Source organism: Kitasatospora sp. cg17-2, assembly GCF_054031055.1.
Window position 1 is genome coordinate 1710548 of sequence record NZ_CM132923.1, and the last position, 24814, is coordinate 1735361.

The window sequence follows — 24814 nt, forward strand, 5'->3', positions numbered from 1 at the left end:
CACTCCTTACAGCGCGGCCTCGTCCAGCCGCTTCCGCTGCTCCGCCGTCAGCGTCAGGTCGAGGGCGCCGAGCGCCTCGTCCAGCTGGGCGGTCCGGCTCACGCCGACCAGCGGCAGGATCCCCGCCTCGTGGTCGAGCAGCCAGCTGAGCGCCACCTGGTTGACGGTCGTACCGGTCTCCTCGGCCACCTCCCGCAGCGCGGCGAGACGCCTCGGCGTGCCCGGGTGGTCGTAGGCGGCGCCGATCTCGACGTCGTCGCGGGTGAGCCCGCCGGAGAGGATCGGGCTGTAGACCCAGAGCCGCAGGTCCCCCTCGGAGCGCACGTAGTCCAGGAGTTCGGACGTCACGTGCACATGGGCGGAGGACAGCAGCGGCACGTCGAAGCGCGGCTGGAGGTACGAGTAGCGGTACTGCAGGTGCGAGTAGCGCGGCCCGTCCCCGGCGAGTGCGCGGGCCCGCTCCACCCGCCACACGGCGTGGTTGCTGGCGCCGACCGCACCCGCCTTGCCGGAGGTCACCAGCCCGGCGAGCGCCTCCACGGTCTCGGCGAGCGGCACCGACCGGTCCTCGATGTGCGTCCAGTACACCTCGACCCGGTCCGTGCCGAGCCGCCGCAGACTGCCCTCGACGCCGGCCCGGATCGCCTTCTCCGACAGCCCCTCGGCCGCCTCCAGCCCGGCCCCCGGCACGGTGGGCCGGGCGCCGACCTTGGTGCTGATGACGACCTGGTCGCGGGCCTTGCGGCTGGCCAGCCAGCGGCCGATCACGGCCTCGCTCTCGTCACCGGTGGCACCGTCGATCCAGAACGCGTAGTTGTTCGCGGTGTCGAGAACGGTCCCGCCGCCCTCGACGAAGCGGTCCAGGATCCGGAACGAGGTCTCCTCGTCGACGATCGTGCCGAAGCCCAACGTGCCCAGGACGACGGTGCGCTGAGGAATGGTCATAGGTGTGGTCCTCCCCGTAGTGGTCTGGACCATTCAAGACGCAATCGCGATCACCCGCAACAGCTTCCGCCGCCCCGCTCACCCCCCGGACACGAACACCAGCGCCCCGAGCACCACCACCATGCTCCCCCCGAACGCCGACCCGGCCCACAGCACCGCCTCGGAGGCCCGCGCCCCGAGCCGGGAACGGAGGATGAACACCAGCAGGGCGGCGACGGTGGAGAGGAGGACGGCGATCAGCAGCCAGAGCAGTCGCGCACCGACGGCAGGCCCGCTCACCGGTGGCCCCGGGCGGGGGTGGCGCGCAGGAACGGACGCAACAGTTCGGGTCCCGAGTCCGCGGTGGCGGACAGTCCCCGCCCCGCCCTCGCGATCATCGCCGCGGCCGCGCCACGCGCCCGGAGCCGCTCGTCCCCGGTGAGCCAGGACAGGGGCTCACCCCCCGCTTCGGCCAGCACCAGGTCCAGCCCGGCGAGTCCGGACAGGGCGGCGTTCCGGACCGCGGGCAGCGGCCTGCCGTCCGCGCCCGCCCAGCGCCGCTCGCGCAGACCCTCGTCGAGCAAGGTCAGCATCGTGAAGACCATGTGCCGGAGCCTCCCCGGCTCCACGCCCCACCGTCGGCCGAACCCGGCGCCGAGGTACCACAGACTGTCCTCGGGGCCGAGCGGGACCTCGGTCAGTTCGCGGAGGTACTCGTGGTCGAGGCCGGACGGCATTTCCGTCCGCGGCCGCCACTGGAGTACATGCCGATACCGCGCGCGCACGCCGCCTCCCGACGGATTCGCCTGAAGAGCCACCAACATGCCGACGAGGCGGTCCAGTTCGTCCATGGCCTCGATGGCCGGCCGCAGGCACCGGCCCGGCCAGCGCCTGCCCCCGGCACCTGCGGCACTGCGCACCAGTACGGGGAGGCGCAGCGTCACGAAGGCGAGCGAGTCCCACACTTGGCGGCGGATCCGTTCGGGCATCCGCTCGGGCACGTCGTCCGTGATCCACCGCCCGACGGGCGGAACGCCACCCAGCGACCCGCCGCCGATCCGGAGCAGGCGCTGCACGGACTCCGGCCGCGCACCCTCGTACTCCAGATGGGCCGCGATGACGCCCACCAGATCGGCAATGACGTACATCGCGTCATTGGCCCGGTACATGCACCGGCGCGCCCAACTGCCGTCCGCGAAGGCAGCCTGCTCCAGGACGTCCTGCAACGGTTCGACCACCAGCAGAACACACTCGACGGCTGCTCTCCGGATGTGTCGAGGAACAGTGTCACCGTACGTCTGTCGCGGCATCGTGCTTCCCTCTCGCATGCGCCGCCCGTGCCTCGGCGCATGCTCATGAGCACGGTGGACCGAGGGTGATCGCGATGACTCAACTTCCGGCCGTCACAGGCGTCATGGGCACGGGCCACAACGCACAGCCGCGGCCGTCGCCACGGCCGTGGCATCACTGTACGGCACGGCGGGCCCCCGCCGAGGTCCAACCGGCCAGGTGCAGGCGCTCGATGCCGTCGAGCAGGACGTCCAGGGCGAACTCGAACTCGAACTGGTCGTCGCAGCCGCCGCCCACGGCCGTACCGTCCTCCTCCGCGCGCTCCGCATGGGCGGCCGTGGCGGCGACCTCGGCGATGTGCGGGTAGCGGGCGGCGAGTTGGGCCGCGACGCGGGGGTCCGGAGCCGCCTCCGGGGAGGCGTCGAAGAGCTCCTGGGTGAAGCCCAGCAGGCGGCCGCCCAGGGCGTGCATCGCGTGGTGGGCGAGGTCGGCAGAGAGGCCGCCCGCCCGGAACAGGCCGATCACCGCGTCCAGATGGCCGAGCACCGCGGGTGTCGGTGCGGGCAGCGACTCGATCACGCGCGGCGCCCAGGGGTGGCGGCGCAGCGCCCGGCGGGCGGACAGGACGCGTTCGCGCACGGCGCCCTTCCAGTCGGCGCCGGCTGCGGGCGGGTCGATCCCGCCGACGACGGTGTCGACCATGCCGGCGAGCAGTTCCTCCTTGTTGGCGACGTGCTTGTAGAGCGCCATCGGCACCACGCCCAGGTCCTGGGCGAGCTTGCGCATGCTCAGGGCGTCGGTGCCGCCCGCCTCGCGGTCGGCGAACGCCACGGCGGCGGCCAGTACGCGTTCCCGGTTCAGCGGGGTGCGGCGCACCCCTTCGCTCTCGCTCATCTCCGGTTCCTCTCTCGTCGTCGGCTTGACGAGTGTACGGCGTACGCCTACGGTGAGCCCCAGGTGTACGCCGTACACCTGGGGTCGACGGAGAGGGGCTGGTTCTGGTGAAGGCGACCGGGGACAGGAAGACGGCGGTCATCACGGGCGTACTGTTCCTCGTGACCGAAGTGGCCGCGATCGCCGGGATGTTGCTGTACCGGCCCGCGCTGGACGGCGCCGCGTACGTGGCCGGGTCCGGTGCGGCGGGGCAGGGTGCGGACGGCCGGGTCGCGGCGGGGGCGCTGTGCGAGGTGGTGCTGGTGCTGGCGGTGATCGGCACCGGGGTGGCGCTGTACCCGGTGCTGCGGAAGCACCAGGAGGCGCTGGCGCTCGGCTACGTCTGCGGGCGGCTGCTGGAGGCCGCGGTGATCGCGGTCGGCATCGTCAGCATGCTCGCCGTCGTCACCCTGCGGCAGGACGTCGGCGCCGGGGCGGCCACCGCCGCCCGCGCCCTGGTCGCCGTCCACGACTGGACGTTCCTGCTCGGCCCCAACGTCGTCCTGGGCGCCAACTCGCTCGCCCTGGCGTTCCTGATGCACCGCTCACGGCTGGTGCCCCGCCCCGTCGCCCTGCTCGGCCTGATCGGCGGCCCGCTGATCCTCGCCTCGGCGGTGGCCGTGCTGTTCGGCCTCTACCCGCAGGTGTCGACGATCGGCTCGCTGGCCGCGCTCCCGGTCTTCGCCTGGGAGGTCACCCTGGCCGTCCGCCTCATCGTGAAGGGCTTCACCCCGGCGGCGCACCGCCCGGTGGTCCTGGCCAGCTGAACCCGCCACCCCCGCGCGGGAAGTCGGCCCGTCCGACTTCCCGCGCCGCTCACCGGGCCGTCCGCTCCCACGGGACGTCCCGGTGCAGCAGCGCCCGCGCGAGCGGCTCGCCGGAGCGGCGGGCGTAGAGCGTGCGCTCGCGCACCTCGTGCCGGCTCCGGGGCCGGTAGCCCGGGCCGCCGCAGCAGCTCTTGTGGAAGCCGATGCCCGCGTTCAGCAGCAGCGTGAGGGTGCGCCAGGCCGCGGTGTCCCGACGCGGCGGCGCCGCGAAGGCGGAGCCCGCGTGGATCAGCGCACCGGCGCAGCGCGGACAGCGCCGCTCGTCGGTCGACCTGCCGTACGCCTGCTTGTAGGAGGCCCGGCAGGGCAGGCAGACGAAGGAGGTCTTGCTGTAGGCCATGCGCCCCAGCCTACGACCGGCCCCTCCTCCCGCTCGATGTTATTTCCGGCTCCCGGCCGGCTCCCCGAAGCCCATCGCCCGGGCCCGCGCGACGACGGCCCCGAAGTCCGCGTCGGCGGACAGCGCCCCGACCGTGCACCGGGTCAGCGGGCCACCCGCCAGCACCGCCGCAACCGCCCCGCGGTCCACCGGGCGCTCGTAGTGGTCCTCGGCGAAGCCCGCGTACGCCTCGGGGCTCCCGTCGAGCAGCAGGCCGAACAGCCCCTCGGCGCCGTCCGTCTCCCCGGGCCCGAACTCCACCGGCCCGCACGTGTTGCACGGTCATGGCGCCCGGTCAACAGCGCGCCACTGACACCGCCGCGCCTCCGAACGTGTGCGGGAGATCACGGCGACCCGGGCCGCCGGGGCGCCTACGATTCGTGACCGATGCACCTGTCCCGGCCGAGGAGCGGATCCCCTTGAGCAGCAGCGACCTCGCGCGTGAGAGCTACTACCAGCGAACCGGCGCCCGGGCGTTCAAGCCCACCGCGCACGCGGGTGGGGCGTGGAGCGCCGACGAGCAGCACTTCAGTCCGCTGGCCGGGCTGGTGGTGCACGCGATCGACCGCTGGCTGGCGGAGCGGCCCGGGGGCGACGGCGGGCTGACGCTCGGGCGGATCGGCTACGACATCCTGGGCCGGATCGCGCTCGACGAGTGCGAGATCACCGTGGAGTCCGTCCGTCCCGGGCGGACCATCGAGCTCCTGGAAGCGACCGTGGTGATCGGCGGACGGGCCGTGGTCCGGGCCCGGGCCTGGCTGCTGGCCACCCTGGACACCTCGGCCGTCGCCGACAGCCCCATCGAGCCGCTGCCCGCGCCCGAGGACCTCGCGCCGTGGGCGATGGACCAGGAGTGGAACGGCGGCTACGTCGCCTCGGTCGACCTCCGCCGGGTGCCGCCGACCCGCCGCGGCCGCACGGCGGCCTGGATCTCCTCGCGGATGGACCTGGTCGCGGGCGAGCCGAGCAGCCCGCTCGCCTCCTTCGTCGCGCTGGTGGACACGGCGAACGGCATCGCCGTGCAGCAGGACCCGGCCGAGTGGATGTTCCCCAACGTCGATCTGACCGTCCATCTGTTCCGGCAGCCGCGCGGCCCCTGGACCGGCCTGGACACCACGGCCAGCTTCGGCCCGACCGGCCAGGGCCTCACCAGCAGCGTGCTGCACGATGCCGACGGCCCGGTCGGCCAGGCCGAACAGATCCTCACCGTCCGTCCGCAGCCCCGGTAGCACTCCTGACTCCGCCGGCCGCCGGCTCGCCGGCCGCGTGGGACAGCGGCGGCGCGATCGCCTGCGCGTCCGCGCCCTCGCCGACCCAGAGGCCGATGAACAGCGCCGCGGTCGCCTCCAGCAGGCCCGCCCGGTCGAGACCGCCGGCCGCCACCGGCCGGCAGCCCGCGTCCCGCACCAGCTCGGACACCAGGGCCAGGGCCGCCGCGTCGTCCCCGCACAGCGGCACCGCCAACGGCCGGCCGTCGAAAACGGGCGGCCGCATCCGCCACACGTCCTCGTGGCAGAGGTTGAACGCCTTGACCACCTCGGCCCCCGGCGCCGCCCCGGCCAACTGCCGCGCCGCCGACGGCCCGCCGTCCGTCAGCAGCCGGAAGCCCGGGCCGACGGGGTTGGAGCAGTCGACCAGCACCGTGCCGTCCAGTTCCGCGCGCAGCTCCCGCACCACCTCCGCCCCGGCGCCGTAGGGCAGCGCGGCCAGCACCACCTCGCCCGCGCCGGCCGCCGCCCGCAGCCCGGCTGCCCGCGCCCCGCCCCCGATCCGCCGGGCGAGACGCTCCGCGGCCCCCGCGTCCCGCCCGCCGACCGTCACCTCGTGCCCGGCCCGCACCCAGTGGGTCGCGAGCGCGTCCGCCATGTTGCCCGTGCCCAGCACGCCGATCCTCATCACGCCGTCCTCCGTGTCGTCGGGAGCCCTCTTTCCGACTCCCCGTCCCCCGTGACGCTAGAGAACCCGTCGGGCACCATTCGGTACGTGCCCATCGATGCCCGCCTCGCCGACTGCCGCGCCCGCCTCGCCTTCGACCTGCTCTCCAACACCTGGAACGCCGTGGTCCTCCGGGCCCTGCGCGACGGCCCCCGCCGCCCCGTCGAACTGCGCGAGCGGATCGGCGGAATCAGCTCCAAGGTGCTCACCGAGACCCTGCGCCGCCTCCAGTTCAACGGCCTGGTCGACCGCCACCCCCTCCCCGGCGCCCCACCCCGCGTCGAGTACCGCCTCACCGCCCTGGGCCGCAGCTTCCTCGGCCCGATCGAGGCCGTCGGCGCCTGGGCCTTCGAGCACGGCGACGAGGTCATGGCCGCCCAGGACCGCCACGGGTCCGGCACCCGGGACGAGGAGGCGGACCGACAGTCTCCCGACCGCGGGAACTTCCGGGCGGACAACAAAACCTGACGCTTGATCAGGACCGGTGTCCACCGGGCGCCGTCGCGACGGGCCTTCCCGATCGGTGGCAGCCGGCCGACCTCACAGGATCGTTCGGGGAACGCCAACCTCGGCCCTATGGTGAGGAGATGACATCATTCCGCGCCAGGGAACGCCGTATGACGGGAGAGATCGACGATCTGGCGGCAGCGAAGCTCCCGCTGGAACAGTTCTTCCGGCAGCTCCTCACCGTCCTCGGGCCCGCTCTCGGAGCCGAAGCGGGCTGCCTGCACGGGGCCGATCCGGTGACCGGCTTCCTGACCTCCACCGTTGCCGAGGGGCTGCAGCCGACCGCCTTCGAGCACGCCATCCGGTTGGAGATGTGGTCCGACGACACCACCCGGTTCGTCGACATCCGGGCCGCCGGCCGCGTCGTGGAAACCGTCCACCGCGCCACCGGTGGACGTCCGGAACGCAGCGTGCGCTACCGGGAGTTGCTCGCCGAGTACGGACTGGGCGACGAGCTGCGGATGAACTTCGATGTCGGCGGCGGGCGGTGGGGGGCCGCCGCGCTGATGCGCGGGGCCGACGCGGCCCCCTTCGGCGCGAGCGAGCAGAGGCTGGCCGAACGGGCCGCCCGGGCCGTGGCCACCGCCCTGCGCGACTACGCGCTGCCCACCGCGGCCACCCCTGACGGACAGGACGTCGGGACGGACCCCCAGGACAGCCCGTACTGGCTGGGGGTCGCCGTCATCGGCCCCACCGGTCGGCTCACCTCCGCCGACTCCGGGGCGCGGCAACTGTTCGAGGAGCTCGCCGAGTCGCAGTACCGCCCCGCCGGCGTACCGACGGCACTGGTCTACCTCGCCGAGCGGGCCCGCACCCACACGCCCTCCGCGCACGGGGGCACCCACGCCTGGACCCGGCTGCGCCGCCCCGGCGGGCAGTGGATCGCCGTCCGCGCCTCGCTGCTCGACCAGTGCCCGCGGGGCAGCGTCGCCCTGGTGGCCCAACCCGCGAGCGCGGTCGACGTCATCCCGCTGTCCCTGCTGGCCCACCGGTTCTCCCCCCGCGAGCAGGAGGTGGTCCTCCAGGCGGTACGGGGCCTGAGCACCAGGGACATAGCCCACCGGCTCTTCCTGAGCCCGGCCACCGTCCAGGACCACCTGCAGTCGGCCTTCACCAAGACCGGCGTACGGAGCCGCCGCGAACTCGTCGCGCTCCTGGCGGCCCCGTACACCGCCGGCCTCGGCCTCCCCCCGGCCTGACGCCCCCGCCCGACCCGACCCGGCCACCGCATCCCCCGTCCCGTACGCGGTCCAGCCCCCGCCCGCAGTCCAGTCCCGCCCGCAGTCCGGCCCCGCCCGCACCGGAACCGGGCACGAGCCCGGACAGCACGGGACCCCGGGTCGCCGACCCGGGGTCCCGTCATGGAGCGTCCCGCAACGGCTCGCCCCTACCACAGGGAGGACGTCGCCGCGCCTCCTGCAAACCTGGGATGTCACCGGTCGCCGCCGGATGGGAAGGTCTAGACCGGTTCCGCGCCCCGCAGGTGGGTCCGCCCCCGCGCCCACGACACCTTCCCGGCAGAGGAGGTCCCGCCCCGTGCCACCCGTCCCCCGCCCCGGAGCCCCCGCCGACCGACGAAACCCCGGCTACGCCCCCCGTGCCGCCGGGGAACCCCGGCAGAGGCGGAGCCGGTACGGCCGGGCGGACCGCTCACCGCCCGCCCGGCCGTCACCACCGCGCCGCCGTCAGTTCCAGGGGTTGGCCTGCTGGTCGTTGATGGCCGTCCAGAAGCGGGCGTTGGGGGCGATGTTGCCGTACGCCCAGAAGCTCCACCCGCCGGTGTACTCCAAGTTCGGGCCGTACCGGCCGTCGTGGAACTCGGCCTGGCGCCAGCCGATGCCGAAGGACGCCTGGCAGATGCTGTTCGCAGCGGCCTGGCTGTTCAGGCGCGAGCCCTTCACCGGCTGGCTGAGCGCGACGGTACCGCCGGCCCAGCCGTTGTAGAAGCCGATGCTGATGCCGTCCGGCGCCGGGCTGCCGTCCACGTTGATGCAGAGGACCGGCAGCGAGACGGACGGAAGAGTGTCGCCGTTGTACGGGTCGCTCGGTGTCGAGTGCGCCGGACCGCCGACCTGGACGGCCCCCTCGGGGCCCTGCGCGAGCACCTGCCAGGTCATGCCCTTGTGGGTGGCCGGCCCTGCGGCCTGGGCGGCGCTCGCCGAGAGCGGCACCAGTGCCAGGCCGAGTGCGACGGCGAGGGCTGCGGCCTGCTTCATGCGCTTCATCCAACTGCTCCTTCGCGTGGGGGAGCCGGCCCCGACGGGGCCGACGGGAGAAGACTCCCAGTCGAATGCACAGAATTGGCACGATTCCATCATCAATCGGTCACAAGTGTCGAAGGCGTCCGGACCGGCCCGACGTCGGCCGACCACGGGAGGAACACATGGAGTTCAAGATCCTGGGGCCACTGGAAGTGTGGACCGACGACGGCAGACGGGCCCGGACGGAGGGAGCCAAACAGGAACGAATGCTCGGCACCCTGCTGCTGAACGCCGGGACCGTCGTCCCGGTGGCCCGCCTGGTCGACGCGCTCTGGGACGACGAACCGCCGGCCACGGCCCCGCGCCAGGTACGGAACCTCGCCGGGCTGCTGCGGCGCAAGCTCGCCGCAGCACAGGACGGACCGCCGGTGCTGCTCACCGACGGCCCCGGCTACCGGATCGCGCCGAACGGCCACCAGGTGGACGCCCTGACCTTCGCCCACCGGGTGTCGGTGGCGCGCGGACTCGCCGAGCGCGGCGAACCCGCAGCAGCCGTCGAGGAGTTCCGATCGGCGCTGGGCCTGTGGCGCGGACCGGTGCTGGACGGGCTGTCCGGCAGCCTGCTGGCCGCCGGCGCGTTGGCGCTGGACGAACTGCGGCTCACCGCCTGGGAGAACTGCCTGGACCTGGAGGCCGACCTCGGCCGGCACCGCCAGAGCATCCCGGAGCTGACCGCGCTGGTCGCCGAACACCCGCTCCGGGACCGCTTCGTGACGCAGCTCGTCCGAGCCCTGCAGCGGGCGGGCCGACGGGCCGACGCGCTCGCCGCCCACCGCCGGTTCGCACACCGGCTGGCGGACGAGCTCGGCCTCGATCCCGGTCCGGAACTGCAGGTCCTGCACCAGGAGTTGCTGAAGGACGGTGCAGCCCCGACGCAGCACGGCGCAGCACCGGCCCCCCGTCCGCCCCGCCCCCGTCAGCACCTGCCCAGGCCGGCCCAACTGCCGCCCGCACTGGCCACCTTCGTCGGGCGGAGGGCCGAACTGAGCGCCCTGGACGGCCTCACCGACCCGGCCGGCCCGGCCGCCGCCGGCATCGGCGTGGTGACCGGCGGCGCCGGGACGGGAAAGACCGCCCTCGCCGTGCACTGGGCCCACCGGGTCCGCGAGCGCTTCCCCGACGGCCAGCTCCACCTCAACCTGGGCGGGTACGCCCTCGACCCTCCGCTGACCCCGCACGAGGCGCTGGCCCGCTTCCTGCGGGCCCTCGGCACCGACCTGGAGCGGGTACCCGGCACCGTCGACGAGAGCGCCGCACTGTACCGGTCGCTGCTCGCCGACCGCAGGGTGCTGGTCCTGCTCGACAACGCCCACAACGCCGAGCAGGTCCGCCCGCTGCTGCCCGGCTCGGCGGGCTCGCTGGCCCTGGTGACCGGTCGGGACGGGCTGACCGGGCTCACCGCCTGCGACGGCGCCCGGCGGCTGGTGCTCGACGTCCTGCCCCGGACCGAGGCCGTCGAACTGGTCGCCCGGATCGCCGGCGCCGAGCGCACCCGCGCCGAACCCCGCGCCGCCGCCGAACTCGCCGCCGCCTGCGGTCACCTGCCGCTCGCCCTCGGTATCGCCGCGGGCCGCCTCGCGGAACGGCCGCACCGCACCCTGGTGGAACACACCGCCGAACTGCGCGACGCGGAGGACCGCCTCACCGCGCTCCAGATCGACAGCGACGCCGCCTCCGCCGTCCGGGTCGCCTTCGACCTCTCCTACCGCGCCCTGCAACCCACCGCACAGCGGCTCTTCCGGCTGCTCGGCCTGGCCCCCGGCAACTGCATCAGCACGGCCGCGGCCGCCGCGCTCGCCGGCTCGGCCCCCGCCGCGACCAGACCGGTGCTCGAACACCTCGCCGCCGCCCACCTGCTCAGCCCCGCCGGCCCGGACCGCTACCGCCTGCACGACCTGCTGCGCTGCTACGCCGCCGAACGCGCCACCGCCGAAACCCGCCCCGCCGACCGCGCCGCCGCCCGGGAACGCCTCCGCTCCTGGCACCTGCACCACACGGGGACGCCGCTCCACCCGCCCACCGCCGCGGCCCCCTGACACTCGATGCCGAAGGCCGGGCGGGGGCCGGTCGGCGCGGGCACTGACCTGTGGGCCTCAGTCGGCCAGGAAGGGCAGCAGGGTGGCAGTGAGGGCCTCGGGGGCGTCCAGGGCGATGAGGTGGGCGGCGGTGGGGAACTCGGTCAGGGTGGCGTTCGGGATCTCGGTGGCGTAGCGGCGGGCGATGGCCCGGAAGTCCGGGACGTCCAGGCCGCCGACGCCGATCAGGGTGGGGACGGCGACGGCGGAAACCGCGCGCTTGGAGGGGCCCTGGGAGTGCTCGCCCAGGGCGGGCTGGTTCACCAGGGAGGTCCGCATCGGGGCGCGGAGGCGGTCGGCCAGGCCGGCGGCCACCTCGTCCCAGCCGCGGGCCGGGCCGCGCAGCCACATGTCGAGGTTGACCCGGACCGCGGCGTCGAGGTCGCCGGACTCCAGGGCGGCGGTCTCGGCCTCGTCGTAGGCGACCATGTCGGCGGACCAGTCGTAGCCCGGCCAGGGGGCCGCGAGCAGGGCGAGGGAGTGGACGCGGTCCGGGTGGGTGAGCGTGAACTCCACGGCGACCCGGCCGCCCCAGGACGCGCCGACGAGCCGGACCCGGTCGTGGCCGAGGTGGTCCAGGAGGCGGAGCAGGTCGTCGGTCTCGCTGAACGGCCCGGTCGGGGGCGCGGACTCGCCGAAGCCCCGCAGGTCGTAGCGGACGACGGTGTGGTGCTCGGCGAGCGCGGGCACGACGGCGTCCCACATCCGGTGGTCGGCGACGCCGGCGTGCACGAGGACGACGGGCGGTCCGTCGCCGGAGACGACGTAGGAGAGGTGGCCGAGCTCGTCGGGGAGAGTGATCATCCACGCATCGTCGCAGCCCGGACCTGTCCGTGGCCAGCCAATTCGGTTCCGGCGGCTACTGCTCGACCGGCCCGGCCAGCGTCTCGACGGGCCACAGCGGCCACCTCGGCTCCTCGCGGGTGAGGCTCGCCAGTTCCTCCGGCGGTTCGGCGCCCTCGCGCACGACGGTGAGGTAGGCCCTCGCCTGCTGGGGGCTCAGTCCGGGGGCGCGTTTGCGCAGGTGGCCCATCGCGGCGACGGCCCCGGCGGAGCGGACGAGGGCGCGGACCTCGGCGGCCAGCGGGTCGGGACGGCGGACGCCCTTGGCCTGGAGGAGGTAGTGGTCCTCCCAACCCTCGTCGTTCTCGCGAGCGTTGGGGACGAAGTGCAGGCTCCCGTCGTGGCGGTCCACGAGCACGTGACTGCCGCCGCCCCCGAGGCTGAACCGCGCGTCCCCGGTCCGGCGGAAGGCCGCGGTGTCCCAGAAGGCCAGCCAGCCGACGCTGTGCTCCTCCACCGCGTAGACGGCCACCTCGGGCGCCGGGCCGCCCCCTGGCCACGTCATCACGGCCAGGTAGGACTCGACGAGTTCGATCGCGCGTTCCCTGCTGATCACGCTCCCATCGTCCCGTACGGGTCAAGGGGCTTCGGCCGACGGCCGGGCGGGCGCCCGAGCACCCGCCCGCCCGCGCACCCGCTCAGCGGAACGCGTCGACATGGCGCGCGGCCCAGGCGGCGAAGGGCCTCGGGTCGCGGCCCAGCACCTCCCGGACGCCCGGGCCGATCCGCAGTTCCGCCGCGCTCGGCGCGCCGAGGATGTCGAGGGTGTCGTCGGCCAGCTCCACCGGCATGCTCCGGGCCATCGCGGCCGCGGCCTCCTCGCGGGACAGCTCGTGGAAGCGCAGCGGCACCCCGAGCGCGGCGGAGAGTGCCGCCGTCTGCCCGCGCGGGCTGATCACCTCCGGGCCGGTCAGCTCGTACGCGCCGCCGAGGTGCCGGTCCTCCAGCAGGCAGGCGGCCGCGACCTCGGCGATGTCCGCCGGGTCGACGACCGGTGTCGCCACGTCACCGAACGGGGCCGCGACCAGCCGCCCGGTCCGGATGGACTCGGCCCACCACAGGGTGTTGGAGGCGAAGCCGCCCGGCCGCACGATCGCCCACTCCGGGACGGAGGCCCGGACCAGGTCCTCCAGCGAGCGCATCGCGATCCGGGTCGGACCGAACGGCCTGGTCACCACACCCTGGGTGGAGAGCAGGACGATCCGCCGGACCCCGGCCGCCGCGGCCCGGCGGACGAGCTCGGCCGGCGCACCGCTGGGGCCGTGCAGATCGCCCGAGAGGAGCAGGAACAGGGCCTTCGCCTCCGTCAGCACCGGTTCCAGCACGTCCGCCAGGGCGGCCGGTCCGGCCGGGTCAGCCGGTCCGGCCGGTTCGGCCAGGTCCGCCGGGTCGGCCAGGTCGGCCAGGTCGGCCAGATCGACCGTCAGCCGGCGGACGCCCGCCGGGACCGGCCCCGGGCGCCGCGACACCGCCGTCACCCGCTCGCCCGCCTCCGCCAGCGCCCGCGTCAGCGGCCTGCCGATGTTTCCGGTGGCCCCGGTCACCACGATCATGGTCAGCTCCTCGTTCGTTGCCCCGTTGGGACTGCCGACGCTAGAGCTGCTGACTTACCGTTCGTAAGGACATACCCCGGGGTAAGCTCCGGACATGACGGAAGGTGTCCAGCTGGAAAGCGGTGCGGCCGGCAAGCGGTATGAGGTGTTTCACACCGACTGCGCGGCGCGCGACACGGTCGACCATGTGACCAGCCGGTGGGGCGTCTGGGTACTGATCGCCCTGCAGAGCAACGACCTGCGGTTCTTCGAACTGCGCGACAGCATCCGGGGCATCAGCGAGAAGATGCTCGCCCAGACCCTGCGGGCGCTGGTCCAGGACGGCCTGGTGTGGCGGGTGGTCGAGCCGACGACGCCGCCCCAGGTCACCTACGGGCTCACCGAGTTCGGGCGGGACGTCGGCGAACCCCTGCAGGACCTCCTCGGCCGGATCACCCGTCGGCTCGACCGGGCCTGAGCACCGGGGTCGGACTTCCTTCGCTACTCCGCGGTCCCCAACGCCGCCAGGGCGTCGGCGACGCGGTCGATCGCCTCGCAGACGACCTCCGGCTGGTAGGCGGTGAAGCACAGGCGGAAGTAGCCGGGGGCGGGGCTGTGCATGGTCTCGCCGGGGAGGAGGGTGACTTCGGTGGGGCTACTGGCAAGGTAGTTGAACAGCTTCAGCTCCTCCGAGTTCACCCCGCTGTTCTCCGTGAACGGCAGCGGGGTGACGCCGTGCGGGCCGTTGGGCGGGACCTTGCCCAGGTACGCGGTGAGGTCCAGCCAGAAGAACTGGGCCGGGTTGTCGCCCTCGGTGTGGACGAACTCGATGCCCCGGGCGACCAGTCGGTCCTTCACCCGTTCGAAGCTCGCGCTCAGCAACTCCCGGTAGCGCCGCATCGCGTAGTCGGTGTACAGCTCCGAACCGGTCCCGTTGACCGTGGTCTCCAGGAGCGCGCCGAGCACGTACTGCTTCAGCGAATCGACCGGGGTGAACCACGACATCGGGTGCTTCTTCTCCTCGATGCCCGCCGTGCCGAGCATCGCCCGCTGCACGGGACCGTACTTCGACACCACGAACCCGGTCCGGAAGCCCGACAGCCCGAAGTCCTTGGCGAACCCCCACACCACGTGGATCCGCTCCGGCGCCCGCCGGTACGCGTCCAGGGCGAACGCGTTGGTGAACGGCACCCGCACACCGTCGACCTGCGAATGGGCATAAATCTCGTCGGAGACGATGTGCATGTCGGTCTCGTCGATCACCCAGGCGTAGATCTCCTCCAGCAGCCGCTTCCCGTAGTTGACGCCGAGCGGGTTGTGCGGGTTGGTCAGCACCAGCAGGCGGGGGAACGCGTCGAAGAGGCGGTGGTACGTGAAGTACTCCTCCTTGATCGCGTCCAGGGTCAGCCGGAACCGCTCCGGCCCCTCCGTCGGCAGCTTCACCGGCACGCACTTCAGCTTCGGCCGCTGCTCGAACGACCAGTTGAACCCCTGCCAGTACGGCGCCGGCAGCAGCACGGCGTCCCCCTCCACCAGCGGCGGCGGGCCGCTCTCCCCCGGCTTCGGCGGGTCCTGGAGCGCGAACGCCAGACACTCCAGCGCCGAACCGACGCCGCCGGTGCCGAAGACGTCGCCCGCCTCGACCTGGACCTCGAAGGCCTTGCTCAACAGTGCCGCGACCTCGTTCCGCAGGTCCGGGCCGCCGTACGCGGACATGTAGTGGATGTAGGTCTCCGGCAGCAGGGCGGTGTGGTCGAACACCATCTTCTGCATCGAGTCCTCGTAGACGAGGACGTTCTCCGCGACGGACAGGTCGATGGCCGTGGCCGGGGCCAGGTGGCGGCGGTAGTAGGCGAGGGCCTGCTCGAAGTCGGGGATCCGCGCGAGCAGTTCGGCGGGTTCGGTCGGGCCGGCGGGTTCGGTCGGGCCGGTGGGGCCGGTCGGAACGGTCATGGCGAAGGGGCTCACTTCCGGGGGGGTGGGGGTGGCGGGAGCAGATTGGTTCGCATACATGCGATGCCAGCGCACCATGCGCCCGGGGGCCACGCCAGTCGTCCGCGCCCATCCGGCGGCCGCGCGGCCCGCCCTCCCCCGTTCGGGCCGGAACCGTGCGCGGTGGCCGGGACGTTGGTCCGGGCAGCGGGGGGCGGGCGATACGGACCTCGGAGGTCGGCATGGCTCGGCAAGGGGCGCTTCGGCGCAGGTTCGGCCCGGCGGCGGTGGCCGCGGCGATGGTGGGCGCGGTCACCGTGGGCACGGTGACGGTCGGCACGGTGGCGATGGGAACGGCGGCGGCGGCGGACTCCCGCAGCGGAGCGAACGGCCACGGCGGGCACGCCGCGACCCGGGCCGCGATGGCGGACCTGGTCCGGGCCCAGGGCCTGCCGGGAACGATCGTCGGCGTCCAGGAGGGGAACGGCAGCTGGTCGGCCGCCGTCGGGGTCGCCGACACCGCGACCGGGCAGCCCCGGTCGCCCCGGGAACGGTTCCGGGCAGGAAGCCTGACGAAGACCTTCACGGCGACCGTGGTGCTCCAGCTCCGGTCCGAGGGCCGGCTCGGCCTGGACGACCCGGTGGAGAAGTGGCTGCCCGGCGTGGTACGGGGCAACGGCAACGACGGGTCGGCGATCACGATCAGGCAGCTGCTCGGCCACACCAGCGGGCTGTTCTCCTTCGACGAGGATCCGACCATGATCCAGCGGCTGGCCACCCCGGACTTCCTGGTCCACCGCTACGACACCTACCGCCCCGAGGACCTGGTGCGCACCGCGCTCGCCCATCCGCCGCTGTTCCCGCCGGGGACGTCGCGCTCGTACTCCAACACCAACTACGTCCTGGCCGGGATGATCATCGGTCGGGTGACCGGCCACCCGTACGGCCAGGAGATCGAACAACGGATCCTCCGGCCGCTCGGCCTCGCCGCGACCAGCCTGCCCGGCACCGCCGTCGGCCTGCCACGGCCGCACGCGCTCGGCTACTCCACCCTCTTCGGGGGCTCCGGCACACCGCTGGAGACCACCGAACTCAACCCGTCCTGGGGCGGGGCGGCCGGGGAGATGATCTCCACGACCGGCGACCTGACCCGCTTCTACTCCGCCCTGATGCGTGGTCGACTGCTGCCTCCGGCCGAGCTGGACGAGATGGTCCCCGCCACCGGCGGCCCCGGACTCGGCATCGGCTCCGTGCGACTCAGCTGCGGCGTCACCGTCTGGGGCCACGAGGGCACCATCCACGGCTCCTCCACGGTGGCGCTGACCACCCGCGACGGACGGCACGCGGCGGCGTTCAACACCAACGCCGACTGGGTCGACGGCCAACGACCGCTGGCGGAGGCCGAGTTCTGCGGCTGAGCACCGAGCTGCCCGGTCCCCCGGAGGGTCAGGACTACTGACTCCCCGTCGGGCGGAGCCGCTCCGGCCGCGGCCGGCCCCGCCCCCACACCCACGCGCCGCCGGTCACCAGCACCGCCGTGCCCAGCGCGTACACGGGCAGCCACCGGGTCGTCGTCGCCGACAGGCAGTCGTCGACGGCGGCCCGGCTCTGCTGCTCCTGCGCGTACGCGAGCGCCCCGGGATCCAGACCGGCGAGGTCGCCCAGGGCGGCCTGGGCGTGCAGGCTCTCGTACCGGCCCGCCTGCACGCAGCCCTCCCGGGTGCCCGGCATCGGGAACAGCCGGTCCCAGCGCTGCAACGCCGGTGCCAGCGCGAGCGCCACGCACAGGCCGACCACCAGCGCGTACGCCGTCAGGCTCCAGGCGTACACCGACACACGGCCGGGTTCACGACCCGGCGCCAGGACCGGAACGCGGCCGAAGGCGAGGACGACCGCGAGCAGCGTCAGCCCCAGGTAGGTGGAGAACCACTGCCAGGAGCCCTCGGCGAGCGAGAACGCCAGGACCACGCCGAGCGCGGTGCCGAGAACCCCCGGGTCCGTTCCCCCGGCCTGCCCGGAACCACCGCGAACGTCCACTCGCCCTCCCGACTGCCGACCCGCTCGGAGCGACCAGCCTCCCGTCCGCGCCCTCCCCCGGCCGCCGACACCACCTCGACCCGATCCGCCCCCACCCGGACGGGCCAGTCACGCGGAAGGGGCAGTGCCCTCGGGGGAATCGGTGCCCCGGGAGGAGTAGGTGCCCCGGGAGGGGTCGGTGCCCCCGGGATGGTCAGTCGTCCGCCAGCGGCTTGACCCAGCGCGTCCACTGCGGCTGCGGCCCGTACCCGGCGCCCCGCCAGGTGCGGTGGCCGAGGGCGTTGCCGTCCAGCACCATGGCGTCCGCCCGCCGCCCGCCCAGGGCCGCGAAGCGCTCCTCGGCGGCGGCCAGCAGTGCCGCGCCGATGCCGCGCCGCCGGTGCTCCGGGTCGACGGCGAGGCGGTAGAGGTGGCAGCGCCAGCCGTCCCAGCCGGCGATCACGGTGCCGAGCAGCACGGCCGGCTCGTCCGCCCGGACGGCCACCAGCAGGCAGTCCGGATCGCGGGCGAGCAGGGCCGCCACCCCGTCGGCGTCGTCGGTGATGCTGGTGCCCTTGGCGGCGCGGGCCCACAGCGCGAGCACGGCCGGGACCTCCTCGGGGCCGGCGGTGCGCAGAATGAAGTCGATCACGGGCGACTGTCTACCAGGACCGGCCGCCGTCCCACCGCGAATTCCGCACGCCGGACGGGCCGGAGGGGTCGGCCGGCGTGCGGGCCGGCCGGGTCGGACGGGCCGGCCGCCGCGCGCCGCCCGGTTCAGTCGCCCGCCAGCTCCCACACCGTGGTGGTCTTCAGCGCCGTGTCCTCCAGGTCCGCCACCACCGGCACCTCGAACGCCGCCAGCGCGGCGAACCGTTCGCGCGGCAGGTAGGCACGGCCGGGGTCGCCGACGATCACCACCGCGCCGCGCGCCCGGGCGCGGAGCAGGAACGGCAGGAAGCGGGCCGCCATCGCCCGCTCGTAGAAGACGTCCCCGGCCAGCACCACCTCGGCCGGCCCGCCGTCGCCGTCCAGCAGGTCCTCGACCGCGGCGTCCACCCGGACGCCGTTCGCCGCCGCGTTGACGCCGATCGCCGCGACCGCGTAGGCGTCGATCTCGGCCGCCCGCACCGACCGGGCGCCGCGCAGCGCCGCCGCGATGCCCACCAGGCCGGAGCCGGCCGCGAGATCCAGCACCGACCGTCCGGCCACCAGCTCCGGGTGGTCCAGCACGTACCGGGCCACCCCGACGCCGCCCGCCCAGGCGAAGGCCCAGAACGGCGGCGGCAGGCCGCGCTCGCCGCGCGCCGTCTCGGTGGTCTCCCACAGGGCGATGGCGTCCTCGGCCATGTGCAGGCGCACCTCCGGCACGAACGGCACCGGGGCGAGACCGGTCTGCGCGCGTACGAAGTCCTCGTCCGACCGCAAGGCCGCGCCCGGACCGGCCGGGTGTGTGTCGCTCAGCATGCCGAGCAGCATACGGGCCCTGAGCAGGTGCTCCTCACCGTCGCGGGCCGAGCCCGGCCGGAGCGCGAACCGACCCGCCCCACCGCCGTGTTGACCCCGGCCCGACTCGGCCGAATCCCGCCCCCGGGACGGCGCGCCGGGCGGGTAGGTTCTCCCCGGAGCCGGTGTGCGGCCGGCCGGGAGCGGGGGTCACGGTGTCGGACAAGGTGCTGGCGGGCCGCGCGGCGGTCGTCACGGGCGGCTCCCGCGGGATCGGGCGGGCCGTGGTGGAGCGGCTCGCCGCGGACGGCGCGGACGTGGTGTTCGGGTACGCGCACGACGACGCGGCGGCGGCCGAGGTGGTCCGCGCGGTGGCCGCGAACGCCGCCGCCGGGGCCAACAGGGCCACCGGGGCCGGGCGGGTGTACGCCGTCCGGGCCGACCTCGGCACGCCGGAGGGCCCGGAGCAGCTGATGGCCGCCGCCGAGGAGGAGCTCGGCGGGCTGGACATCCTCGTCAACAACGCCGCCCGCGCCGTCACCCGGGCCCCGCTCGCCGAGACCGACCCGGCGGACTTCGACTCCACCATGGCCGTCAACGCCCGCGCGGTGTTCCTGACCCTCCGGTACGCGGCGCGGCGGATGCGCGACGGCGGCCGGATCGTCAACATCTCCTCCCTCAACACCCGCCGCCCGATGCCGGGGCTCGCCGCCTACCTGGCCGGCAAGGGGGCGCTGGAGCAGCTGACCGAGGCCGCCGCGGTGGAGCTGGGGCCGCGCGGGATCACCGCCAACACCGTCTCCCCCGGGCCGACCGAGACCGAGATGCTGCGGTCCGTCAATCCCCCGCACGCCCTGGAGACGGTGGCCGGGCTGACCCCGCTGCGACGGCTCGGGCAGCCGGCGGACGTCGCGGACGTGGTCGCGTTCCTGGTCGGTCCGGACGCGCGATGGGTGTCCGGGCAGAACCTCGGGGCGACCGGCGGCCTGCGCTGAGGCCCTGCGGCCCTCCGGCCCGGGTCGGGTCGTGGGCCGCGCCGCGCCCGCACCGCGCCCTCGCCGCCCCCGCACCGTGCCCGCACCGCCCCCGCACCGTGCCTGAGCCGTCCCCGAGCCGCCCCCGCACCGCGTCGGACCGGCCCCGGCGAGGGCCCGGCCGGGCCCGGATCACGCACCGCCACCCAGTGCGTACCATTTCGATACCGAAGCCTGGATGAGCTGGGAAGATGCTCGCCGCTCGGGCCCGGGCCCCGGTAGCATCCGGCACAGGCCGTCCGGCCCGGCGCAGGCGCCGCAGCGCCGCCGTGCCGGTCCGCCGGGCGGCGGACACCCGCGGGCCCTCCGGGGGCGGCCTCCGGCACCACAGCCCGGTGGCCCCGGCCGGCCGTGCCCGCGTCCACGGCACGCGCGCCAGGGCAGTCGCGCGGAACGGCGAAGGGCAGCGTCTTGGCGGATCGACTCACCGGTGGCGACTCCTCACTACTGCGGCGGATCAACGCCGCGGTGACCCTCCGGGCACTGCGCGAGGGCCACGCGGTGACCCTGACCCAGTTGGTCGGCGACACCGGGCTCTCCCGCCCGACCGTCGAGGGCGTGATCGAGGGGCTGGTGGAGACCGGGCTGGTCGCCGAGGTCGAGCAGCCGCCGCAACCGGACGGCCAGCCCGCCGCCGGTCGGCGCGGACGGCCGGCCCGCTGGTTCCGGTTCCGGGCCGAGGCCGGACACATCCTCGGCATCGAGATCGGCGTCCACGACATCCGGATCATCCTCGCCGACCTGGCCGGCGTGGTGGTGGGCAGCCACTTCAGACCCGTCGAGGAGACCCTGGACGCCGAGGAACGGCTCACCGCCGTCCGGTCGGTGGTCGCCGAGGTGCTGCGCAAGGCGGGCGTCTCCCGGGACAACCTGTGGGCGGTCGGCGTCGGCACCCCGGGCATCGTCGACCGGGACGGCACGGTGCAGTTGGGCACCGCGATGGCCGGCTGGACCGGCCTGGACCTGGGCGCCCGGCTGCGCCGCTCGTTCCGCTGCCCGGTGATGATCGAGAACGACGCCAACCTCGCCGCGATCGCCGAGCACTGGCAGGGCGCGGCGGTCGGCGCCGACGACGTGGTGTTCGTGATGGCCGGCCTCAGCCCGGGCGCCGGCTCGCTCATCAACGGCCGCCTGCACCGGGGCTTCGGCGGCGCGGCCGGCGAGATCGGCGCCCTGCACCTGCTCGGCCAGGAGGTGACGCCGGAGCGGCTGCTCTCCACCACCGGCAAGCCGCTCAACCCGCTGGACGAGGCGGCGGTGGCGCGGGTGCTGAAGCTCGCCCGCGAGGGCGACGAGGTGGCGCAGGTCGCCACCGACCGGTTCCTGACCCGCCTGGTCCAGAGCGTCGCCGCGCTCGTCCTGGCCATCGACCCGCAGCTGGTGGTCGTCGGCGGCTGGGCCGCGGGCCTGGACGGCGTGCTCGACCCGCTGCGCGAACGCCTCGCCCGCTTCACCCTCCGCGCCCCCGAGGTCGCCCTCGCCGCCCTCGGCTCCGAGGTGGTCGCCATGGGCGCCCTCCGGGTCGCCCTCGACCAGGTCGAGGAGCAGCTCTTCGCCGTCAACCCCCCGACGGGCGAGCCGACTCCGGCCCGCCCCTGACCGCGCCGGGCCCGTACCGGCCGATCCCGCCCCGCCACGGCAGCTCGTCCTCGAAGTCGCAGGCGGCGACGGCGGGCCGGCCGGCGCCGTGGAGGGCGAGGAGCATCCGGGTGACGAGCGCGACCGCCCCACCCGGGACCGACCCGGGCGGGAGGTCGACCTCCACGGTGACCGGCCAGCACAGGAAGTCCGCCGCGCCCGCCACCGCGTCCTCGTTGCGACGGACCTCGACCACGGCCTCCGCCGACACCCATTCCCCGTCCACGAACCGCCCGCCGACGGCGGCCTCCAGCACCACCCGGGTCGCCCGGAGGCCGCCGTCGACGAAGATCCGGCAGAACGCACCGGCCTCCGTCATCGGCCGGGGCCGAAGTCGGGATCGCCGAGGTCGACGGTCAGGCTGTTGTCGCAGTTGTTGGTGAAGGTCGCCAGCGGCCAGTCGACGGCGATGGCGACCAGCTCGTTGCAGAACAGGTGCACGAGCCAGACGAGGTTGCCGTCGCAGTCGATCCGCGCGAAGAAGCCGTCCGACCCGTGCGATCCTCCGCCGCTGACCAGCCGTCCGGAACCGTCCGGCAGCGAGACCTCGGCGAAGACGTAGGCGCAGGCGGTCCACTCCGGGTCCTCCGCCATCAGGGCGTCCAGGTCGAGCGGCTCCCCCAGGGTGAAGCCGGTCAGATCCGCGTCGTCGCAGTCCGCCCCCCGGCCGGTGCCGTCCGCCCGGAACAGCCCGCAGTCGATCGGCATCTCACCGACCGCCCAGAGGGCCACGATTGCCGCCGTGGTCACGCCTTCCATCGACCGATCAGCCTCCCGGTCCTGGAGCTGTCGACCAGGACGCGCTCGACGAAGTGGTCGCCGAGGTCGGCGAGATCGGCCGCGGTCTGCTCGCAGGCAGCGGCGAGCGACTCAACGGTCAAGGTTTCCTCCATGATCGTGCGACCGGGTCCGATCGCCCCTCCGGTCCCACCGCAGAGGGTAGTTCTTCTCGTTCGACCCGTCGTCGAACATCGAGGTGCGGGTCACCCCGGCCGGCGGTGGTGGAGGTGAGCCGGTGGCGCGGGTCGTAGGCGGCGGTCCCGGTGCCGGTGGGCCCGTGATCCGCCCCTCCCCCCGGGCGCGCGGAAACGGCCCAGGCCCGGACGCCTGTGGGGCGTTCGGGCCTGGGCCTGAGGGTTTTCGGGAGTGGTTCAGGAGGCGGCGGCACCCACGGGGGTGGGGGTGGCGCCGACGGGGGTGACCTCGACGAGGCCGGTCTCGCCGAAGGTGAGCTTGCAGGTGTCCGCGCGGTAGGTGGCGACGGCGAGGGCGACCAGGCGGCCGGCGGCGGCGTACTGGGTGGTCATCACCAGGACCGGCGAGCCGGGCGGACGCTCCAGCAGGGCGGCCTCCTCGGCCTCGGCGACACCCAGCTCGACCGAGCGGGACTCGCCGTCGACCTCCAGGCGCTCCAGCTGGCGCAGCACCGAGCGGGCGCGGTCGCTCTCGGCGCGGAAGCCGGGCAGGTGCGGCAGCACGGCGGCCGGCACGTGCAGCGACTCGGAGGCCACCGTCCGGCCCTGCACCAGGCGGACCCGGCGGACGGTGTGCACGGGCGCGCCCTCGGGGACGCCGAGCGCCGCGGCCAGTCGGCGGGCGGCCGGGGCGGTGGTGCAGTCCACCGCGCGCCAGGCCTGGCTGCGGGCGGCGCCGGGCCAGCCCTCCTCCTGCCGGTTCACGGGGACGCCGACCCGGGGGGCGGCGATCAGGGTGCCGATGCCGCGCCGGCGGACCAGTCGGCCCTCCAGCTCCAGCTGGTCGAGGGCCTGCCGCAGCGTGGCGCGGGCGACGCCGAAGCGGGCGGAGAGCTCGCGCTCGTTGGGGAGGATCTGGCCGGTGGAGAACTCCGTGTCGATGGCGCGGAGCAGCACCGTGCGCAGGTGCCAGTACTTCGGCTCCGGAACCGCCGAGAGCTGCCCTGTCGTTCCCACCATGTCCTCCACCCGGTTTTCTTCCGCTGTGCCCGAAAGAGGTCGGTTCCGGCCCGCTGCCCGCTGTTGCGGCAGGTGGGAGAGCGGGCTTTTTCCGTCCTTCTTTATTAAAGGTCTTTGCAGTAAGTGACCCTAGGGGCTGTATCGGGAGATGGTCAAGACCAATGGCGGCCCCCGGCACGACCACCTCACAGTTTCATGGTGCGTTCACGCCAACCACCCAAGCGGACGCGTCGCATCCCGCCCCTGTCCGTGCCGGTCGGTAGGCTGCCCGGGTGATCGTGGTGACGAGTGTGAATGTGAACGGAATCCGGGCAGCGGCCAAGAAGGGCTTCATCGAGTGGCTCGCCTCCACCGAGGCGGACGTGGTCTGCCTGCAGGAGGTGCGCTCCGAGCCCGAGCAGCTCCCCGTGGAACTGCGCGACCTGGACGGCTGGCACACGGTGTGGGCCCCGGCCGCCACCAAGGGCCGGGCCGGCGTCGCCGTCCTCTCCCGCCAGGAGCCGAGCCGGACGACCGTCGGCTTCGAATCGGCGGAATTCGACAATTCGGGCAGGTATGTCGAAATCGATCTGCCGGGCCTGACCGTGGCCAGCCTCTACCTCCCTTCCGGGGAAGTCGGCACCGAGCGCCAGGACGAGAAGGAACGCTTCATGGCGGAGTTCCTCGTCCACCTGGGGAAGCTCCGCACCCGCGCCGCCGCCGAAGGCCGTGAGGTCGTGGTCTGCGGCGACTGGAACATCGCCCACCGACCCGAGGACCTCAAGAACTGGAAGGCCAACCAGAAGGCCGCCGGCTTCCTCCCCGAGGAGCGCGCCTGGCTCTCCCAGGTCTACGACGAGGCCGGCTACGTCGACGTCGTCCGCCGCCTGCACCCCGACCGCACCGGCCCCTACTCCTGGTGGTCCTACCGGGGCCGCGCCTTCGACAACGACTCGGGGTGGCGGATCGACCTCCAGGTCGCCACCCCCGGCCTGGCCGACCGTGCGACCGACGCCCGGGTCGAGCGGGCCGAGACCCATGCCGAGCGGTGGAGCGACCACGCGCCGGTCACGGTGGCGTACGACCTGGAGGTCTGACACCGGACGCGTCGGGCCGGCCGGACCGGACCCCGATATTCGTTTCACCCCGCCGCCGCGGCCGTCACCGGTCGCGGCGGTCGGCTGTCGGGTCCGGGCGGTCCGGGAGGTCCGGGCGGGCTCCGGCAGGTCCGGTCCGCACCGGGAACGCAGAGCCAACCGGCGGCACGCCGCTGACGCCCCGTCACTCCCCCGATCCAACGGTCGGCGTCCTCCGCCCCGGGCGCCGGGC

Annotated in this window: 29 protein-coding genes; 10 read left to right on the forward strand and 19 right to left on the reverse strand. The window is 74.4% G+C overall.

Annotation, left to right across the window (positions count from 1 at the left end; translation table 11 throughout):
• Positions 1–6: 6 nt before the first annotated feature.
• The 4 genes from ACW14Y_RS06810 to ACW14Y_RS06825 all read right to left on the reverse strand — a co-directional run bounded on the left by ACW14Y_RS06810 (position 7) and on the right by ACW14Y_RS06825 (position 3108).
• Entirely contained in the window at positions 7–945 is a 939-nt protein-coding gene (locus ACW14Y_RS06810) for an aldo/keto reductase (protein ID WP_380436699.1), read from the reverse strand.
• 78 nt (positions 946–1023) lie between these two features.
• Positions 1024–1224: a hypothetical protein gene (locus tag ACW14Y_RS06815; protein WP_380385879.1), complete on the reverse strand. Its 201-nt coding sequence runs from the start codon at positions 1222–1224 to the stop codon at positions 1024–1026.
• Entirely contained in the window at positions 1221–2162 is a 942-nt protein-coding gene (locus ACW14Y_RS06820; RefSeq protein ID WP_456986206.1) for a hypothetical protein, read from the reverse strand. Before ACW14Y_RS06820 ends, ACW14Y_RS06815 begins: the two co-directional genes overlap by 4 nt.
• Before the next feature lie 226 nt (positions 2163–2388).
• Positions 2389–3108, reverse strand: coding sequence for a TetR/AcrR family transcriptional regulator (locus tag ACW14Y_RS06825; RefSeq protein WP_456986207.1), 720 nt, complete (start codon positions 3106–3108; stop codon positions 2389–2391).
• A 107-nt stretch (positions 3109–3215) separates the two neighbouring features.
• Between ACW14Y_RS06825 and ACW14Y_RS06830 the strand changes: the two genes are divergently transcribed.
• Positions 3216–3914, forward strand: a complete 699-nt coding sequence (locus ACW14Y_RS06830; protein ID WP_456986208.1) for a DUF4386 domain-containing protein — start codon at positions 3216–3218, stop codon at positions 3912–3914.
• Between the two features lie 49 nt (positions 3915–3963).
• On the opposite strand, the gene ACW14Y_RS06835 is transcribed toward ACW14Y_RS06830, so the two are convergent.
• Positions 3964–4314 (reverse strand): deoxyxylulose-5-phosphate synthase, encoded by a 351-nt coding sequence (locus ACW14Y_RS06835; RefSeq protein WP_380385867.1) that lies wholly within the window; start codon positions 4312–4314, stop codon positions 3964–3966.
• 39 nt (positions 4315–4353) lie between these two features.
• Complete coding sequence (locus tag ACW14Y_RS06840) at positions 4354–4614, reverse strand: hypothetical protein (RefSeq protein ID WP_380436710.1); 261 nt, start codon at positions 4612–4614, stop codon at positions 4354–4356.
• A 158-nt stretch (positions 4615–4772) separates the two neighbouring features.
• On the opposite strand from ACW14Y_RS06840, the gene ACW14Y_RS06845 reads away from it, so the two are divergent.
• Positions 4773–5582, forward strand: a complete 810-nt coding sequence (locus ACW14Y_RS06845; protein ID WP_380303710.1) for a thioesterase family protein — start codon at positions 4773–4775, stop codon at positions 5580–5582.
• On the opposite strand, the gene ACW14Y_RS06850 is transcribed toward ACW14Y_RS06845, so the two are convergent.
• Positions 5557–6249, reverse strand: a complete 693-nt coding sequence (locus tag ACW14Y_RS06850; protein WP_456986209.1) for an NADPH-dependent F420 reductase — start codon at positions 6247–6249, stop codon at positions 5557–5559. The two genes, ACW14Y_RS06845 and ACW14Y_RS06850, sit on opposite strands and share 26 nt — an antisense overlap.
• Positions 6250–6336: 87 nt before the next feature.
• Here ACW14Y_RS06850 and ACW14Y_RS06855 point away from each other — a divergent pair, with 87 nt between their 5' ends.
• The gene (locus tag ACW14Y_RS06855) at positions 6337–6756 is read left to right on the forward strand and encodes a winged helix-turn-helix transcriptional regulator (protein ID WP_456986210.1); all 420 of its coding nucleotides are present in this window, start codon (positions 6337–6339) and stop codon (positions 6754–6756) included.
• A 149-nt stretch (positions 6757–6905) separates the two neighbouring features.
• Positions 6906–7994 (forward strand): helix-turn-helix transcriptional regulator, encoded by a 1089-nt coding sequence (locus ACW14Y_RS06860; RefSeq protein WP_380436716.1) that lies wholly within the window; start codon positions 6906–6908, stop codon positions 7992–7994.
• A gap of 486 nt (positions 7995–8480) precedes the next feature.
• On the opposite strand, the gene ACW14Y_RS06865 is transcribed toward ACW14Y_RS06860, so the two are convergent.
• On the reverse strand, positions 8481–9020 hold the full coding sequence (locus ACW14Y_RS06865) for a hypothetical protein (RefSeq protein ID WP_456986211.1): 540 nt from the start codon (positions 9018–9020) through the stop codon (positions 8481–8483).
• Between the two features lie 242 nt (positions 9021–9262).
• On the opposite strand from ACW14Y_RS06865, the gene ACW14Y_RS06870 reads away from it, so the two are divergent.
• Positions 9263–11092, forward strand: coding sequence for a BTAD domain-containing putative transcriptional regulator (locus tag ACW14Y_RS06870; protein WP_456986212.1), 1830 nt, complete (start codon positions 9263–9265; stop codon positions 11090–11092).
• 57 nt (positions 11093–11149) lie between these two features.
• Here the strand turns inward: ACW14Y_RS06870 and ACW14Y_RS06875 are convergent, their stop codons facing one another.
• From ACW14Y_RS06875 to ACW14Y_RS06885, 3 genes are all read right to left on the reverse strand, one after another.
• Positions 11150–11935: an alpha/beta fold hydrolase gene (locus tag ACW14Y_RS06875; protein WP_456986213.1), complete on the reverse strand. Its 786-nt coding sequence runs from the start codon at positions 11933–11935 to the stop codon at positions 11150–11152.
• Between the two features lie 55 nt (positions 11936–11990).
• Positions 11991–12530 (reverse strand): YrhB domain-containing protein, encoded by a 540-nt coding sequence (locus tag ACW14Y_RS06880; protein WP_456986214.1) that lies wholly within the window; start codon positions 12528–12530, stop codon positions 11991–11993.
• An 82-nt stretch (positions 12531–12612) separates the two neighbouring features.
• Positions 12613–13527, reverse strand: a complete 915-nt coding sequence (locus ACW14Y_RS06885) for an SDR family oxidoreductase (protein ID WP_456986215.1) — start codon at positions 13525–13527, stop codon at positions 12613–12615.
• A gap of 94 nt (positions 13528–13621) precedes the next feature.
• On the opposite strand from ACW14Y_RS06885, the gene ACW14Y_RS06890 reads away from it, so the two are divergent.
• Positions 13622–13984: a winged helix-turn-helix transcriptional regulator gene (locus tag ACW14Y_RS06890; protein ID WP_380303676.1), complete on the forward strand. Its 363-nt coding sequence runs from the start codon at positions 13622–13624 to the stop codon at positions 13982–13984.
• Between the two features lie 23 nt (positions 13985–14007).
• On the opposite strand, the gene ACW14Y_RS06895 is transcribed toward ACW14Y_RS06890, so the two are convergent.
• Positions 14008–15459: a pyridoxal phosphate-dependent aminotransferase gene (locus tag ACW14Y_RS06895; protein WP_456986216.1), complete on the reverse strand. Its 1452-nt coding sequence runs from the start codon at positions 15457–15459 to the stop codon at positions 14008–14010.
• Positions 15460–15680: 221 nt separating this feature from the next.
• On the opposite strand from ACW14Y_RS06895, the gene ACW14Y_RS06900 reads away from it, so the two are divergent.
• On the forward strand, positions 15681–16856 hold the full coding sequence (locus ACW14Y_RS06900; RefSeq protein WP_380303680.1) for a serine hydrolase domain-containing protein: 1176 nt from the start codon (positions 15681–15683) through the stop codon (positions 16854–16856).
• Positions 16857–16890: 34 nt separating this feature from the next.
• Here the strand turns inward: ACW14Y_RS06900 and ACW14Y_RS06905 are convergent, their stop codons facing one another.
• From ACW14Y_RS06905 to ACW14Y_RS06915, 3 genes are all read right to left on the reverse strand, one after another.
• Positions 16891–17475: a hypothetical protein gene (locus tag ACW14Y_RS06905; protein ID WP_456986217.1), complete on the reverse strand. Its 585-nt coding sequence runs from the start codon at positions 17473–17475 to the stop codon at positions 16891–16893.
• A gap of 193 nt (positions 17476–17668) precedes the next feature.
• The gene (locus ACW14Y_RS06910) at positions 17669–18106 is read right to left on the reverse strand and encodes a GNAT family N-acetyltransferase (RefSeq protein WP_266309815.1); all 438 of its coding nucleotides are present in this window, start codon (positions 18104–18106) and stop codon (positions 17669–17671) included.
• A gap of 125 nt (positions 18107–18231) precedes the next feature.
• Positions 18232–18921 (reverse strand): class I SAM-dependent methyltransferase, encoded by a 690-nt coding sequence (locus ACW14Y_RS06915; protein WP_380436738.1) that lies wholly within the window; start codon positions 18919–18921, stop codon positions 18232–18234.
• A gap of 194 nt (positions 18922–19115) precedes the next feature.
• Here ACW14Y_RS06915 and ACW14Y_RS06920 point away from each other — a divergent pair, with 194 nt between their 5' ends.
• Together ACW14Y_RS06920 and ACW14Y_RS06925 are read left to right on the forward strand one after the other, a co-directional pair.
• Positions 19116–19895, forward strand: coding sequence for an SDR family oxidoreductase (locus tag ACW14Y_RS06920; protein ID WP_456986218.1), 780 nt, complete (start codon positions 19116–19118; stop codon positions 19893–19895).
• Positions 19896–20345: 450 nt separating this feature from the next.
• A complete protein-coding gene (locus ACW14Y_RS06925) occupies positions 20346–21533 on the forward strand; it encodes an ROK family protein (RefSeq protein ID WP_380303688.1) in 1188 nt (395 codons plus the stop codon).
• On the opposite strand, the gene ACW14Y_RS06930 is transcribed toward ACW14Y_RS06925, so the two are convergent.
• The 4 genes from ACW14Y_RS06930 to ACW14Y_RS06945 all read right to left on the reverse strand — a co-directional run bounded on the left by ACW14Y_RS06930 (position 21493) and on the right by ACW14Y_RS06945 (position 23503).
• Positions 21493–21891 (reverse strand): hypothetical protein, encoded by a 399-nt coding sequence (locus ACW14Y_RS06930; protein ID WP_380303690.1) that lies wholly within the window; start codon positions 21889–21891, stop codon positions 21493–21495. The genes ACW14Y_RS06925 and ACW14Y_RS06930 overlap by 41 nt on opposite strands.
• Positions 21888–22322 (reverse strand): hypothetical protein, encoded by a 435-nt coding sequence (locus tag ACW14Y_RS06935; RefSeq protein WP_456986219.1) that lies wholly within the window; start codon positions 22320–22322, stop codon positions 21888–21890. Before ACW14Y_RS06935 ends, ACW14Y_RS06930 begins: the two co-directional genes overlap by 4 nt.
• The gene (locus tag ACW14Y_RS06940) at positions 22319–22453 is read right to left on the reverse strand and encodes a hypothetical protein (protein ID WP_456986220.1); all 135 of its coding nucleotides are present in this window, start codon (positions 22451–22453) and stop codon (positions 22319–22321) included. Before ACW14Y_RS06940 ends, ACW14Y_RS06935 begins: the two co-directional genes overlap by 4 nt.
• A 270-nt stretch (positions 22454–22723) precedes the next feature.
• A complete protein-coding gene (locus ACW14Y_RS06945; protein WP_380303714.1) occupies positions 22724–23503 on the reverse strand; it encodes a GntR family transcriptional regulator in 780 nt (259 codons plus the stop codon).
• A gap of 275 nt (positions 23504–23778) precedes the next feature.
• Between ACW14Y_RS06945 and ACW14Y_RS06950 the strand changes: the two genes are divergently transcribed.
• Positions 23779–24582 (forward strand): exodeoxyribonuclease III, encoded by an 804-nt coding sequence (locus ACW14Y_RS06950; protein ID WP_456986221.1) that lies wholly within the window; start codon positions 23779–23781, stop codon positions 24580–24582.
• Positions 24583–24814 lie beyond the last annotated feature (232 nt).